General features: G+C 65.3%; 11 protein-coding genes. 5 read left to right on the top strand and 6 right to left on the bottom strand.

The window, feature by feature from the left end:
* Window positions 1-19 precede the first annotated feature (19 nt).
* Window positions 20-844: a helix-turn-helix domain-containing protein gene (locus tag V6M50_RS11730; RefSeq protein WP_332818749.1), complete on the top strand. Its 825-nt coding sequence runs from the start codon at window positions 20-22 to the stop codon at window positions 842-844.
* Window positions 845-1,107: 263 nt separating this feature from the next.
* Here V6M50_RS11730 and V6M50_RS11725 read toward each other — a convergent pair whose 3' ends face one another.
* Window positions 1,108-1,875 carry a crotonase/enoyl-CoA hydratase family protein gene (locus V6M50_RS11725; RefSeq protein WP_332818748.1) on the bottom strand — a complete coding sequence of 256 codons (768 nt, stop codon included), beginning with the start codon at window positions 1,873-1,875 and terminating at the stop codon, window positions 1,108-1,110.
* A gap of 250 nt (window positions 1,876-2,125) precedes the next feature.
* Here V6M50_RS11725 and V6M50_RS11720 point away from each other — a divergent pair, with 250 nt between their 5' ends.
* Together V6M50_RS11720 and V6M50_RS11715 are read left to right on the top strand one after the other, a co-directional pair.
* Complete coding sequence (locus V6M50_RS11720; RefSeq protein WP_332818747.1) at window positions 2,126-2,323, top strand: DUF465 domain-containing protein; 198 nt, start codon at window positions 2,126-2,128, stop codon at window positions 2,321-2,323.
* A gap of 69 nt (window positions 2,324-2,392) precedes the next feature.
* Entirely contained in the window at window positions 2,393-3,379 is a 987-nt protein-coding gene (locus V6M50_RS11715) for a TerC family protein (RefSeq protein ID WP_332818746.1), read from the top strand.
* Window positions 3,380-3,522: 143 nt separating this feature from the next.
* Here the strand turns inward: V6M50_RS11715 and V6M50_RS11710 are convergent, their stop codons facing one another.
* Entirely contained in the window at window positions 3,523-5,115 is a 1,593-nt protein-coding gene (locus V6M50_RS11710) for an isocitrate lyase (protein WP_332818745.1), read from the bottom strand.
* Between the two features lie 139 nt (window positions 5,116-5,254).
* Between V6M50_RS11710 and V6M50_RS11705 the strand changes: the two genes are divergently transcribed.
* Window positions 5,255-6,643 (top strand): helix-turn-helix domain-containing protein, encoded by a 1,389-nt coding sequence (locus tag V6M50_RS11705; protein WP_332818744.1) that lies wholly within the window; start codon window positions 5,255-5,257, stop codon window positions 6,641-6,643.
* An 85-nt stretch (window positions 6,644-6,728) separates the two neighbouring features.
* Here V6M50_RS11705 and V6M50_RS11700 read toward each other — a convergent pair whose 3' ends face one another.
* From V6M50_RS11700 to V6M50_RS11690, 3 genes are all read right to left on the bottom strand, one after another.
* Window positions 6,729-8,498 (bottom strand): tetratricopeptide repeat protein, encoded by a 1,770-nt coding sequence (locus V6M50_RS11700; protein ID WP_332818743.1) that lies wholly within the window; start codon window positions 8,496-8,498, stop codon window positions 6,729-6,731.
* 287 nt (window positions 8,499-8,785) lie between these two features.
* A complete protein-coding gene (locus V6M50_RS11695) occupies window positions 8,786-10,369 on the bottom strand; it encodes an MFS transporter (protein ID WP_332818742.1) in 1,584 nt (527 codons plus the stop codon).
* 64 nt (window positions 10,370-10,433) lie between these two features.
* A complete protein-coding gene (locus V6M50_RS11690; RefSeq protein WP_332818741.1) occupies window positions 10,434-12,401 on the bottom strand; it encodes a TonB-dependent receptor domain-containing protein in 1,968 nt (655 codons plus the stop codon).
* 25 nt (window positions 12,402-12,426) lie between these two features.
* On the opposite strand from V6M50_RS11690, the gene V6M50_RS11685 reads away from it, so the two are divergent.
* Window positions 12,427-13,305, top strand: coding sequence for a LysR substrate-binding domain-containing protein (locus tag V6M50_RS11685; RefSeq protein WP_332818740.1), 879 nt, complete (start codon window positions 12,427-12,429; stop codon window positions 13,303-13,305).
* Here V6M50_RS11685 and V6M50_RS11680 read toward each other — a convergent pair.
* Window positions 13,302-15,128 (bottom strand): DUF885 domain-containing protein, encoded by a 1,827-nt coding sequence (locus V6M50_RS11680; protein WP_332818739.1) that lies wholly within the window; start codon window positions 15,126-15,128, stop codon window positions 13,302-13,304. The two genes, V6M50_RS11685 and V6M50_RS11680, sit on opposite strands and share 4 nt — an antisense overlap.
* Between the last annotated feature and the right edge of the window lie 272 nt (window positions 15,129-15,400).

Genomic DNA, 15,400 nt, shown 5'->3' with positions numbered 1-15,400 from the left:
GCTGTGGTGAGCAAAAGACATGTCTGCCAATGAACCTGCTCTCGGCTTGACCGCATGTCTCACTGACCGGGAAATGGAAGTTCTTCGCCTGTTGGTCGCTGGGCATACCGTAAAGACCATCGCAGCGCGTCTAGGCCGTTCGGAAACGTCGATTAACGAGCGTTTGCGCTCCGCCCGCCGTAAGACGGGGGTCGGCAGCAGCCGTGAGTTGGCGCGCCTTTTGGACGTCCAAAAAACTTGTGACGAAAATATCGATCTTTCGAGACAGCGCTCCACCGTGAAAGACTTGGCGCACACCGCAACCGTCGGGGTTCGCGGTTCGAAAGGAATGATCGTCATGCTCATCGCAATACCCATGGCCGCCGCTGGACTAATGGTCGCAGCCGCCCCTTCCGTCGATCAGGCCGGAACAACAAATTCCGTTTACAGCGCGGCATCCAAGCAGCTGCCGCTGGTCGGAAGCTGGTCGCTGGACGCATCGCTCATGCCAGAGAAAGAACGGCCTCAACGGGTGACGATGACTTTCCGCGCATCGCAAGACGGCAAATGGACAACGCTTGTCGAAATCGTCGCGCCAGACGGTTCCAGCAGGCATTCAGAATCGACCGCCGCTCTTGATGGCGTCCCGGTACCGATCACTGGCAATATGGATTTCATCGACACCGTTGCCCTGCGTCAGCCGGCGCCGGACACATTGGTCATGACACTGGGAAAGGCCGGCACCCGGGTGTCGACGCGAGTCTATACCGTCGCCAAAGATCTGAAATCCATGACCGAAACGATTGTTTGGTCCAGCGACAATCGTCAAAAATTGGAAACGACGCATTTTAATCGAATTGATTGATCGCGGCCTGGCTTTCGCGGCCGGTATCGCGCGGCTCTAGCATGCTAAATTGTCCATGGTCAGGCTTGCTTGGGTCAGGCCTGGGATGACGAAGATGCCGGTCCTCCCGCCCCTGCGCGTTCTGCAAAGCTACAGACGTCGCACGCGCGCCAACAATGCCCCCTCCCAATCTTCGGCGCCCCGGGCTTGCCCCCGGGGCGCCGCCTTGTCCCATTTTCGCGATATTGCGACGAGCAGCGCGGCTACCACCCATATCTTCATCGTCATTTTCCCGTGAAGGCGGCGAAACTGCCGCCGCGGCCTGCGCCTTCCGTGAAGCGTTTGGCGCCCGTCGTCGCGCCTTCGCGAAGCGGCGCGATTCCCGCATGTGCCTCGTGGGCGAGCGCGCCTGCGACGTCGAAATCCCATTGACGATAGGCGCTCAGCCGGTCGCTGTTCATGCAAAGCTGGGGAAAGGCGGCGATCTGTTTTGCGAGTTCGATTGCTGCGGTCAGGGCTTCGCCATCGGGCACGACGCGGTCTGCCAGGCCGATGCGGAGTGCCTCATCCGAAGCAACGGGCCGGCCGGTCAGGATCATGTCGAGCGCGCGGCCTTGCCCCACGATGCGTGGCAGGCGGACGGTGCCGCCGTCGATCAGCGGCACGCCCCAGCGGCGGCAATAGACGCCGAATACCGCGCCGGCGGCTGCGACACGCAGGTCGCACCATAGCGCGAGTTCGAGCCCGCCGGCGACGGCATGACCCTCGACCGCGGCGATCACCGGCTTTTCGAGCAGCATCCGCGTCGGCCCCATCGGTCCGGGACCGTCGGGGGCGTACCGAGAGGTCCCAACGGCGTTCAGGTCGAAGCCGGCGCAGAAATGGCCCGCGCTGCCGGTCAGGATCGCGACCCGCGCATCGGCGTCTTCGGCAAAGGCCGTGAAAGCGTCGCGCAGCGCATCGGCGGTGTCGGGATCGACAGCATTGCGGCGTTCCGGGCGGTCGATGGTGACGATGGTGACCGGGCCATTGTGGTCGACGAGCACGGACATGCGAAACTCCCTGGGCCTGAATGAGCAGTCTCGGGGCTAGCATGAGCGGTGGGGCCTTGAAAGCCGGATGGCGCCACCCTAAATCCGATTCATGCGGGCCGGGCCCCTCTGGCGTCGGCGGGATATTCCCCGCCACGTGATGTCGGACCGCATCGGGTGACACCGATGCTCTTGGCCCTACCTCCCCCCTGAACCAGGGTTTCGGCATCGGCGTCACCTGCTTGATTTCTCGATCAGGAGGCCCTTTTCAATGACGCTCAATCCCAATCTCTACCGTTTGACCGTGCTGCATCGCCAACTCGACGATGCCGAGCGCCGCGAGGTGCGCCGTCGCGGCGCCGATCCATTCCGCCTGTTGCGGCTGAAAACGCTGAAGCTCGCGGTAAAGGAGCGGCTTGCGGCCTTGACGCTGCGCCCCAGGGCGCTGCGCCCGGCGCTCGCGCGCTAATCCCATATAATCGACGATCGAGGGCGCTGCCGAAAGGCGGCGCGCTCGGCATATCCAGGGATAATCACCATGGAATTTCTGTTTGCCGACTGGCTGGGGACCCCGGCCTGGTTCTGGCTGTCCTTCATCGCGCTCGTGATCGCGCTGACCGCCTTCGACCTTGGCGTCCTCAACAAGGAAAATAGAGAGATGGGGATTGCGGAGAGCCTGAAGCTTTCCGCGCTCTATATCGGCATCGCGACCGCGTTCGGCGCGTGGGTCTGGGCCGCGAAGGGCGGCGAGGCGGGGCTGCAATATTACACCGGCTTCTTCATCGAGAAGGCGCTGTCGATCGACAATATCTTCGTCATCTCGCTGATCTTCACGACCTTCGCGATCCCGCCGCGTTACCAGTATCGCGCGCTTTTGTGGGGCATCGTTGCGGTCATCGTGCTGCGCGGCATCATGATCGCGGGCGGCGCGGCGCTGGTCACCGAATATGGCTGGCTGCTCTATGTCTTCGCGGCGTTCCTTATGTTCACGGGCATCAAGATGCTGTTCGCGGGTGAGAAGCCGATGGACGTCGCGGGCAATCCGGTCGTCAAATGGCTGTCGCGCCGGATGCCGATCACGAACGAGCTGCACGGCGAGAAATTCTTCGTCCGCGTGCCCGAAACGAAGACCGGGAAGATCGTGCTCGCCGCGACGCCTTTGTTCCTCGCGCTTGTCGTGATCAACCTCGCAGACATCGTCTTCGCAGTCGACAGCGTGCCGGCGATCTTCGCGATCACCACCGACACCTTCATCGTCTATACCTCGAACATCATGGCGATCCTTGGCCTGCGCGCGCTCTATTTTGCGTTGTCGGCGATGGTGCACCGTTTCCACTATCTGAAATATGCGCTCGCGCTGGTGCTCGTCTTCATCGGCTCGAAGATCTTCGTCGCCGACTTCGTGCTCGATGGCGCGAAATTCCCGCCGCTCGTCAGCCTCGGCGTCACCGTGGCCTTGATCGCGGGCGGCGTGATCTGGTCGCTCGTCAAAACGCGCGAGGAAGAAGCGGCGCTGCCGCAATAAAAATGTCCGCCGGAGGCCTTGCGGCTTCCGACGGACAGGCTTTCCTCCCCAGGAAAGCTCGGGAGGCGCGGGGTGCTTGTGCAAGGCGCCCCGCGCCAAGAGGGGAGGCGCGGGGGTTGCAACGGGCCCCCGCGCCAAGCTCGTTATGCGGCGAACTGGTTCATCGTATTGTCTTTGCCTGCGGCCTTGAGAGCCGCTTCGCCGGCGAAATATTCCTTGTGATCGTCGCCGATGTCGCTGCCCGACATATTCTGGTGCTTTACGCAGGCGATGCCCTGGCGGATCTCGGCGCGCTGGACGCCCTTGACGTAACCCAGCATCGCTTCGTCGCCGAAATATTCCCTGGCGAGATTGTCGGTCGACAGCGCCGCGGTGTGATAGGTCGGCAGCGTGATGAGGTGGTGGAAGATCCCCGCCCGCTTCGCCGAATCGCGCTGGAAGGTACGGATGCGATTGTCGGCCTCGTCGCCAAGCGGGGTGCCGTCGTAATCGACGCTCATCAGCCGGGCACGGTCATAGGCGCTGACGTCCTTGCCGTCCTTCTCCCACGCGTCGAATACCTGCTGGCGGAAGTTGAGCGTCCAGTTGAAGCTCGGCGAATTGTTATACGCGAGCTTCGCATTGGGGACGACTTGGCGGATGCGGTCGACCATGCCGGCGATCTGTTCGATATGCGGCTTCTCGGTTTCGATCCACAAGAGGTCGGCGCCGTTCTGCAGGCTCGCGATGCAATCCATCACGCAGCGGTCCTCGCCGGTTCCGGGACGGAACTGATAGAGGTTCGATGCCAGCCGCTTCGGGCGCACCAGCTTGCCGTCGCGGTTGATGAGGACGTCGCCGGGATTGCCCGCGCCTTCGACCTCTTCGCAGTCGAGGAAGCCGTTATACTGGTCGCCGAGGTCGCCGGGCTCTTTCGTGAAAGCGATCTGCTTGGTCAGGCCGGCGCCGAGGCTGTCGGTGCGGGTGACGATGATGCCGTCCTCGACGCCGAGTTCCATGAAGGCGTAACGGCAGGCGCGGATCTTCGCGATGAAATCCTCGTGCGGCACGGTGACCTTGCCGTCCTGATGACCGCACTGCTTTTCGTCCGAGACCTGGTTCTCGATCTGGAGCGCGCAGGCGCCGGCTTCGATCATCTTCTTGGCGAGCAGATAGGTCGCCTCGGCGTTGCCGAAACCCGCGTCGATGTCGGCGATGATCGGCACGACGTGCGTTTCATGATTGTCGATCGCGGCCTGGATCTGCTTGGCCTTGAGTTCGTCGCCCTCGGCGCGCGCGGCGTCGAGTTCGCGGAACAGGCCGCCGAGTTCGCGCGCGTCGGCTTGACGCAGGAAGGTGTAGATTTCCTCGATCAGCGCAGGAACGCTCGTCTTTTCGTGCATCGACTGGTCGGGCAGCGGACCGAATTCGCTGCGCAGCGCGGCGATCATCCAGCCCGAGAGATAGATGTAGCGGCCCTTGACGGTCCCGAAATGCTTCTTGATCGAGATCATCTTCTGCTGCGCGATGAAGCCGTGCCAGCAGCCGAGCGACTGGGTGTAGTTCGCAGGGTCGGCGTCATAGGCGGCCATGTCGGCGCGCATGATGCGCGCGGTGTAGCGGGCGACGTCGAGGCCGGTGCGGAACTTGTTCTGGGCGCGCATGCGGGCGATGCTTTCGCCGCTGATGCCGTCCCACGTGCCGTCGTAATCGCGGATGAGGCGGCCTGTCTGTGCCATGTCTTCCTGGTAGCCCATCGTCTGGTTCCTTGTGAGGAGTGATGGGTGGAAGTTGGCGAAAGTGCCGCGGAAAGTGAAAAGCTTTGTCAATAATATTTGTGAAATATGGCCAATAGGTGTAAATTGACGTGTAAATTAGTAAAGAAAGTTACAAACGATGGCGGAGCGGCGAGTGTTTGCGGGGCCGGCGGTGCGCAAGGTCCGCCGCGAGGCGGGGATGACGCAGGCGGCGATGGCCGAGGCGCTCGACATTTCGCCGAGCTACCTCAACCTGATCGAGCATGGACAGCGGCCGCTCAGCGCCACGGTGATCGTAAGGCTCGCCGAACGCTTCGAGTTCGATGCGGCGAAGCTGGGCGCCGAGGATGTGCCGGGCGGGCTCGCCGGGCTGCGGCGGCGGCTGGGCGATCCGCGTTTCGCCGACCTGGGCATCGGCGCGCAGGAGGTCGAGGAATGGCTGCAGACCGCGCCCGCGACCGCCGCGGCCTTCGCGCGGCTGTTCGACGCGGCGCCCGAAGGCCGCACCGATGTGGCCGACGAAGCGCCCGAAGTTGCCGCCGTTCGCCGCGCGATCGAGAAATGGCGCAACCATTTCGCGGATCTCGACGCCAGGGCCGAGGAACTCGCCGACGAGCTGCGCCTCGCGGGCGGCGACCTTTATGGCACGATTTCAGAGCGTTTGCGCACGCGCCATCAGCTCGGGATCCGCATATTGCCGACCGACGTGATGCCCGATCGGCTGCGCTGGCTCGACTGGCACGCGCGGCAACTGATGCTCAACGAACTGCTCCGCCCCGCATCGCGGACCTTCCAGGCCGCGGCGACGCTGGCGCAGATCGAAGCGAAGAGCGAGATCGACGCGCTGGTTGCGGGCGCCGAATTCGCCGAGACGGCCGCCGCGCGGCTGTTCGAGCGCCATCTGATCCATTATTTCGCCGCGGCGCTGATGATGCCGTACAGCCGTTTCCTGCGCGCGTGCGATGCGACGGGCTATGATTTGCTACTGCTCCAGCGCCGTTTCGGTGCGGGCTATGAGCAGGTCGCGCACCGGCTGACGACGCTCCAGCGCGTCGGCGCGCGCGGGCTGCCTTTCTTCATGCTGCGCATCGACCGCGCGGGGCAGGGGAGCAAGCGCTATGCCGGGGCGAGCCAGTCGCCGCTGGTCGACGGCGACGCGCGCTGCCCTTTGTGGGGTGCACACGAAGCCTTTGCCCGCCCGGGCGAGGTGATCGCCGACCTTGTCGAGCTGGAGGATGGCTCGCGCTGGTTCACGCAATCGCGTTCGGTCGCCGCCCCCGGCGCGACGGGCAGCGGCACGCCCGCGCGCTTTGCCGTGTGCGTCGGTGTCGATGCGAAGGTCGCCGCGCCCTTGGTCGCCGCGCGGGGGCTTGATCTGATGCGCTCGCCCGCGACCCCGATCGGCCTCGGCTGCCGCCGCTGCACCCGGACGGGCTGCATCCAGCGCTCGATGCCGCCGCTCGGCCGCCCGCTGCGATTCAGGGAAGGCGAGCGCGGGGTCAGCGCGTTCGATTTCGCGGGGGACTGAAGGTTGGGAGCATTGCTTGGTGGCTGACGGCGGTGCAGCCGCTTTTCACGGCGCCCGGTAGGACGCCATTGGCACCAAGAGGTGGCTACAAACGGTCCATGCGAAGCCAGCGTTCATCGCCCAGCCAGGCCTTGGACAAAGCCCTGTCTGCGGCAGCGGCTTCGAGTTTGTGGCCCTGCGCCGCTTCGCTGCGGCCGAGCCCGTAGAGCGCCCAACCATTGTTGGGCGTCTGCCCAAGCGCTCCGCGAAAGGCCTCGCTCGCCTCGCCATAGCGCCGCGCCTGAAAGAGCGCTGCGCCTAGTGACTGCTTGACCGGATAATACCAGTAAGTCGGTTCCTGATACGGAATCCGGCCCTCGATTTCGATGGCTTGCCGATAGAAACCGATCGCTTCTTCATATCGGCCCCGCGCGGACGCGAAACGGCCGCGAGCGACCAGTTCGGCCAACATCACCAGGTCTGCTGCGGGCACACCCTGATCGATCATGCCCTTCAACGCGTCCGATGTCCTGAGCCGCTCCATTGCGGCCATTTCCTTATCGAAACCGGTTCGATCGCGAAGCCGGGCATAGGCGATGCTCCGCGCATAATGGCGCATCGCGGTCGGATAGGCCAGGCGCGCATCGGGCGCGGGCATTGCCAGGATGGCTTTCGCGTCGGCGAACTGCGCCATCGCAAGATAAGGCGCCGCGTCGATAGACTGTATCCATGCTATCCGCCCGGAGGTTTCCGGATCGAGCACGGTCCCGAGACGTTGGGCTTCGCGGATCGCTGTTCGTATGTCGCCGGCCATCTGCGCCGAGGTCACGATGAAGTGGATATTGTGCGGATAATAGCCGTAGCGAACAAGGCCATGATCGCCGGCGCTACGGATGAACGCTTCGTCCGCGCGCGCGGCTTCGATGTTCACGCGGATCGAATCGGCATGGCGACCGCGCAGTTGATAGATATGGCCCGGCATGTGAACCAGATGCGCGGCGCTCGGAGCGAGCGGACTTGCCAGTCGATCCGCCGCCGCCTCCGCGCGCTGTGGATCGCTGGCTTCCATGAGATGGATGTAGAGGTGGTTCGCCTGGACATGGGCGGGATTGCGACGCAGCACGGCTTCGATCAGCCGCACGGCTTCGCCGCTGCGGCCCACGGGCGTTCTCTTGTCGGTCTCCCAATAATTCCATGGGCTCGTGTCCATCGCGGCCTCTGCGGCGAGCACCGCCACATCGTCATCGCCCGGAAACCGGCGCGCGACATCAAGCATCGCATCGGCATAGCTGGCGTCGAGCGCGGCGCGATCCATGCCCGGATCACGCGAATATCGGCGTGCCACAGCTTCGATCAGCGCCCGTTCCATAGGCGCCGCATCGGCGCGCAATGCCATTGCCCGGTCCATGGCATCGAGCGCCGCGGCGTGATCGCGATCATCCATCGGCGCGTTGATGTTCGGGCCGAGGGCGACGGCTTCGCCCCACCAGCACATCGCGCAGTTCGGATCTAGGCGTTGCGCTTCGCGAAAGGAGCGCACCGCTCCGGCGTGGTTGAAGCCATAATTCAAAAGCAGGCCTTGGCTGAAATAGCGCCGTGCCTGCATATCGCGCGTCGAAAGCGGGAATGACGAAGACGTCAGATCGGCAAACAGGGGTATCGGCCCGCCCTCGCTGGCCGGTGCGGCAAACGCCGTGGCGATGAGAAGCTCGTTGCCCAGTGTCGAACCTGCGCGCCGGGCGCCGCAAAAGACGGTCGCCAGCCGGCTGGGATCCAGCGCTTCGAGAGCGGCAACCGAAAAGCTTGGTAGCGGTGTAAAGCTGGCGAGAGAAAAACCGATGCCGACGACCGCGACGGCCTTGAACGGATGATGCATCACGATCCCCCTCTTGGTCCTCGAGGCGAGCTACAAACAACATCATAAATCTATCACGAAAATAGAGCGCTCCCAAACTCATAATAGGTTGGACGACTGGGCGAAATTTTTGCGACGTGATCCTTTGTTGAATGTCTCGCACACCATCGCCTTGCTCCCGCCACTGACTGGCTGAAAGCTTCACTTCTGCGTCTGCAATTGGAATACAGAGCCTTTTCCCGTTTCGGCGCGTCGAATTCTTTCACGTCAACGTTCGTAAAGGGATCAAAGCGGTCGGTTCGTGAACGCTACAGCCCCGATTTGTCGAACACATGCCCTTCGGGGTCGAGATCGCGCAGGTCGCTTCCGCGCGTTTCGCGGCCGAAACGCGCGAGGAGCAGCAGCGAAAGGATCATCGGCACCGCGATCATCATCGCGCTGACCGCGAGCGTCGGGATGATCGCCATGATCGCGAGCGCCTGTGCCAGCACGCCGCCCAGCTTGCTGCATGCCGCGACGACGCCGGTGGCGCGGCCGCGGACGCGCAAGGGGAAGCTTTCGGCGCAATAGGGGAGCAGCATCGCGATGATGCCGTTGCTGCCGACGATCAGCAGCGCGACGGGCAGCACCGGGCTCGCACCCTTCGTGAGCGCGAGCCACAGCACGCCTGTGAGGCCGAGCAAAGTGACAGCGATCGAAAGCAGCACCGACTTCTTCGCGCTCCACGCGCTGTAGATCCACGCGACGACGAAGACCGTGGGCAAGGCAATGAGCGCCGAGGCGGCGAGCAACTGGCTCGCGACCTCCATACTGTAACCGCGCGCGATCAGTTCGACGGGCAGCCACAAGAGCAAGCCGAAATTGACGAGACCCCAGCAGATCGCGGTGAGGCTGAGCGCGAGCAGTTTGCCGCCGAAGGTGCGCGCCGGCCCCGCGGCGACGCTGCGTGGGGTTGCAGGTTCATCGGGCGCGAGGCGGTGGACCGCCGAACCGAAGCGCGCCATCACGCGCTGCGCTTCGTCGTGCCGCCCGCGCGCCATCAGGAATTTTGCCGATTCGGGAATGAAGGCGCCGAGCAGCACGAGCAGCAGCCCGCTCGGCAAATTGGCGAGCCACAGCACGCGCCAGCCGAAGACGGGTTCGAGCCAGACCGCGAGCAAGCTCGCCGCGGCATAGCCGCCGACCGCGCCGAGCCCGCCGACGAGGACCAAGCTCCAGCCGCGGTGACGGCTCGGCATCATTTCGGCGAGCAGCGCATAGGTCACGGGAAGCATCCCGCCCGCCGCGGCGCCCATCATGAAACACATGCCGATGTTCCACGCGAGCGAAGGCATCGCGCCGCAGATCGAGGTGCCGACGAACATCACGGCGGAAAGCAGGATCGACGCCTTGCGGCCATAGATGTCGGCGATAACACCCCAGGCGAACGAACCGACGACCGTCCCGATCAGCGCGACAAACGGCACCAGCGAGACGGTTGCGCGCGGGACGCCATATTCGTCGATCATTCCGGGAATGGTGAAGCCGAGGCTGGCGGGTTTCATGATGTCGATCACCAGCGCGACGACGAGCACCGCCATCAGCCGCCAATGCGCGGGCGATAGCGGTGCATCCTCGGGCGCGCTGACCGCGAGCTGGCTCGACACGTCCATCTGCTGCGACAGATTGCGGGGGAGGAGGCCGTAGGCGGCGATACCGATGCCGACGACGATCATCCACATGCCCGCGATCATGCCGCTGTCCATTGGCATTCCGACCATGCGGAATCCCATGTCGCGGCCCATCCAGAACATCGGCATATGGAGGAGCACGCCGATCGTGACGGCGATGACTCCGAGAATGAACGCCCAGAGACGACGATCCGCCAGCGCCTTGCCCTTTTGCAGATTCAAATGATGCCCCTCTCTCGCGGCTTCATTTCACAACGCCGAAAGCGCGGCAACCGGGATTCGCAGCTTAGAGATCCATCGCGATCCGTGCGAGGATCTGGCGTGACGGGATATAGACGAAGGCGTTGTTGCCCTCGACGTCCCAGCCATAGGTGCCCAACAGGTTCGTCGCTTGCAGGCGCAGCACTGCGGGCAGTCCCCCGAGCTTGAAGCGATAGCGCGCGCCGAGGTCGACCGTCGTGCGCGCGGGAACGCGAACATGGTTTGCGGCATCGGCATAGCGGCGCCCGCTATGCTCGACCGCGAGGTCGAACGACAGTGCGGTGTGGCCGGGTAGGCGCCAGTCGACATTTCCGATCAGGCTGCGCGAGGGGGTGCCGATCGGACGGCGGCCGATGCTGCCATCGGCGACCTCTTCGCCCGCCAGCTTCGCGTCGAGCAGCACGCCGCCCGCAACGAGCGTGAGTCCGTCAACCGGCGAGCCGCTCAGCGAGGCCTCGATCCCGCGGTGGGTCACCGTGCCGAGGCGGCGAAAGACATTGCCGCGGTCGAGGCCATAATAGGGCTTTTCGATTTCGAAGCCGCCCGCGATCAGCGTCATCGCGCCGATCCGCCAGCGGAGGCCGGCGTCAACCTGCCGCGTGCGGATCGCGGGCGGCGCTTCGTCGCGGTTGACCGCGGTCTCGGGCGCGACATCGCTTTCCTCGAGCCCGCGGGTCATGCCGCCGTAGAGCGCGAGGCGCTGGGTCAGTTCGACCTCGGCGGCGATATTGAACAGCCAGGGCTTCGCGCGCGAGACCGGCAGCGCACCGGTCGGGGCGGTGACGCGCTTGCGATAATCGCTGCGCTGGAGACCGAGGTTGATCCGGCCGAGGCCGTCGATCCGCGCTTGATAGGCGAGGCCGGCGGTCCATTGCCGTACGCGGTCCTCGGTGCGTGGGCCGAAGGTGAAAGCGGGGCGCGAGACCGCGCGCGTCTCGTCGAAGGGCGCCGGCGCGAGCGCCCGCCGATCCGAGCCCCCGTAGAAGCGATCCTGCGATCGCGCGCGCACCGCGAGCAGCAGCTCGTGCCGGACGCCGCCGGTGACGAAGGGGCGTGCGATGTTGATCTCGCCGCTCGTCGAGGCGTTCGAGCGGCGCGGGTTGGCGATTACCGTGCGCGCGGCAAGCGCGCCGGGCGGCGCGGCGTCGAGCAACAGCGTATAGCCCTCGGTCGTGATATTGGCTGAGCGGAAGACGCCGCCGCGCAGGGTGAAATCGCCCAATCGGGTGCGGCCGAGGCCGCCGTACGTCACACGCTCGACCTCGAAATCGGCCCAGTCCTGGCCGAGGAAGCGGCGGCGCGTCATGCGCGCGGGCAGGTTCTGGCCGTCGCCGATCACGATCGGATAGGCTTCCTCGTCGTCGACCCCGACGCGGCTCCAGAAGGGCTTGATCTCGGTGAGCTCGTTGGGACGCCAGACGAGCGAGACCGAATTCGAGAGCACATCGTTGCTGTTCCGGAAGGCATATTGATTGCGATAGAAGCCGACGCCCGCGGCGAGGCCGAGCCGCTTGCCCGCGACCGGAAGCAGGGCGTCGGCTTCGACCAGCCAACCGCCGAAGCTGTCGCCCTTCGCGGCGACGCTGAGCACCGCATCCTCGCCCGCGGCGCGGATGCGATAGTCGGCGATGCCCGATGGCGCGGGGAAGGCGTAGCCGAGCGCCGAGGGGCCGATGCGGATGCGGTTGCCCGCGACGAGGCGGCTCGTCAGTTCGGTCTGGCGGTCGATATAGAGCCCCTCGAGCCGGACATTGCCGGCGTCGGTTGGCGAGAAACCGCGCACGTCGGATGCGCTGTAGATGCCGAGCCCTTCGCCGCCGATGTTCGACCCGAAGGCGTCTTCGGCATCGAGCGCGGCATTTTCGTCGACGCGCTGGGCGTGGGCGGGGAAGGCGAAGGCGAGCGACGCGGCGCCGATGGCCAGGCGGGGGAGGGAGAGGATGTGGGGCATGGCGCAGCGGATGCCATGCGCGACATGATTGACATAGCGCACCGTTCGCGCATCATGTGTGCATCATATGCACAGCTTTGAAACCTTGCCGCCGCTCGACGGCCTCAACGCGCTGATCGCCGCCGCCGAGACGGGATCGTTCACCGCCGCCGCCGAGGTGCTGAACATCACGCACGGGTCGGTGAGCCGGCGCATCGCGGCGCTGGAGGCGTGGCTCGGCACGCCGCTGTTCGAGCGGCACGGCCGCGGGGTCCGGCTGACCCCGGCGGGGCAGCGCTTTGCCGGCGATGCGCGCCACGCGCTCGGCGCGCTGTCGCGCAGCGCCGACCAGTGGCGCCCGCGGCGCGGGCGGCCGACGGTGCGATTGGCGACGGTGCCCTCGTTCGCGCGGCTATGGCTGCTTCCGCGCCTCGCGCGGATCGAGCGCGGGGATATTCATGTCGAGGTGATGGCGGGGCACCGCCCGACCGACCTCGACGCGCAGGAGGCCGATGTCGCAATCCGCTATGGCCGCGGGGCGTGGGACGGGCTCGACGCGCGGCTGCTGTTCGGCGAGACGCTGCGCCCCGTGGCGGCGCCCGCGCTGGCGGCGGATCTCGGCGACGATGCGCCGGTCGAGGCGCTGCTGCGCCTGCCGCTGCTCCACGATTCGGACGTGTCGCAGTGGCGGCGGTGGCTCGATGGCGCGGGTGTCCGCTATCGCCCGCGCTGGCAGGATCGGCGCTTTGAGGATTATGACAGCGTGCTCGTGGCGGCCGAGGCGGAGCTGGGGGTCGCGCTGCTCCGCGAACCGCTCGCCGCGACGGCGATCGCCGACGGGCGCCTCGTCCATGTCGCGGCGCGCGCCGAACCCAATCCGGCGGCGCATTTCATATGCCTGCGTACGGGCGAGAGCCGCGCAGCGGTGATCGAACTCGCCGCGCGGCTCAAGGAAATCGTCGGCTAGCCTGCCTGCACCGCGGTCCATCGCTCCATCACCGATTCGAGCACCGAAATCGGCATCGCGCCCGCCGACAGCGCGGTGTCGTGGAAACCGCGGAGGTCGAATTTGTCTCCCAACGCGGCCTTGGCCTTTTCGCGGGCCCCGACCCAGCGCGTCTGGCCGACCATGTAGCTCGTCGCCTGGCCTGGCCAGACGCAATAACGCTCGATCTCGGTGACGTTCGATCCTTCGGGGGTGCCGAGCGAGTCGTTATAATATTGGATCGCCTTCTCGCGGCTCCAGCGGAAATGATGGAGCCCGGTGTCGACGACGAGGCGCGCGGCGCGGAACATATAGCTTTGCAGATAACCAAGGCGCCCGAACGGATCCTTTTCATACATGCCCATCTCGTCGGCGAGCTGTTCGGCATAAAGCCCCCAACCCTCGGTATAGACCGAGTAAGCGGGCAGGCGGCGCAGCCGCGGGATGCCCTCCGCCTCCTGCGCGAGCGCGATCTGGTGGTGATGGCCGGGGGTCGCCTCATGATAGGTGAGCGTCGGCAGCGTCCACGCCGGGTTTTCGGCAGTATCGCGCAAATTGATATAATAGGCGCCGGGGCGCGAGCCATCGAGCGCGGGGATCTGGTAATAGCCGCCGGGGGCGCCGGCCTCGATTTCCGGGGGCACGCGGCGAATATCGACCTTGGCCTTGGGCAAGCGGCCAAAGGCCTCGGGCAGGCGGCGCTGCATTTCCTGGATCTGCTCGTTGAGCTTGGCGATCAGGTCGGCCTTGCCCTTGTCGGTGTTGGGATAGAGGAAACGCGGATCCTTGCCGAGCGCGCGCAGGCGTTCGGCGACGCTGCCCTTGCTCATCCCCTGTTCCTTGAAGATCGTGTCGGCGCGCGCGGTGAGCTCGGCCATGCGGTCGAGCCCGAGCTTGTGCACTTCCTCGGCCGACATGCCCGTCGTCGTCGCGAAACGCAGCGCATAGGCATAATATTCGTCGCCCTTGGGCAGCCGCCAGACGCCGGCATCGTGCGTCGCGCGCGGGCGCACGGCGCGCAGTTCCGCGGCCTGGCGGCGCATCGCGGGATAGATTTTGCCCTCGACGATTGCGGCGCAGCGCTTCGCCCAGTCGCCGGGGATTTCGGCGGTCTTGGTCTTGATGTTCTTCGCCAGCACGTTGGCGTCGGGCGCCGGTGCCGTGATGCTTTCAAAGAGGTTCAGCGTGCGGTCGATCACGAAATCGGGCGGGATGATGCCCGCGGCATGATCGGTCTTGATCCGTCCCGTCTCGTTATCGAGCTGGACCGCGAAATCGGCGCAGCGCGCGAGATAGGCCTCGGCATCGGCGGCGTTGGCGATGCTGTGCTGGTTGACAAGGAAATCGGGGATCGAGCGATAGCTGCCGCTGAGTTGCGTCACCGGATGCGGTTCAGGCCAGCTGTGAAGTCCGTAGCTGAAGGTATCGTAAGCCTTGACATAATCCTCCCACGGGCCGCGGAAAGTCTCGTAATTGACGAGATCCATGCCCGACAGCTTGGCGGGGTCGATCGTCTTCAGTTCCTTGAGCCCGGTGCGGTACAGGTCGTGGCCGCGCTTGATGCCCGCGGGCGAGCGGTCGGCGAGTTTCGACTTGGCGGCGGCGCGGTCGCCCTTGTCGAGCCCGAGCGCGGTCGCGAATTCGGGATCCTGATCGACGAGCATGTCATAGATGCGCTCGTAGATCGCGGTCAGCCGCGCGCCTTCGCCGGATGGCTCGGCGAGCAATGCGTGCGCGGGCGAGCGGATGCCGGCCATGGCGGAAGTTGCAGCAAGCGTGGCGAGTAGGGTGCGGCGGTCGAGCATGGAGGTCTCCGGACGATAGGATGCGGTGGGGGCGTTGGCCGACGCCCGATGACTGTATTGTTATAGCAAGTCACCGCATGTGCAAGAGGCGGATGCGAAATCCGCGCGCACGGCGACATATTCCTGGCAAACCGCGACGGGAACGTCCGGTTTCGACCGGTTGCAGTCATCCAACTTCTCGTCACCCCGGGCTTGACCCGGGGCCTGCCTTGTCTTTTCTCGGTTGGGAAGAAGGAAGGCGGGTCCCGGGTCAAGCCCGGGATGACGAATAA

This window comes from Sphingopyxis sp. (assembly GCF_036675685.1).
GTDB lineage: Bacteria > Pseudomonadota > Alphaproteobacteria > Sphingomonadales > Sphingomonadaceae > Sphingopyxis.
This window is presented reverse-complemented; position numbering and strand designations above follow the sequence as displayed.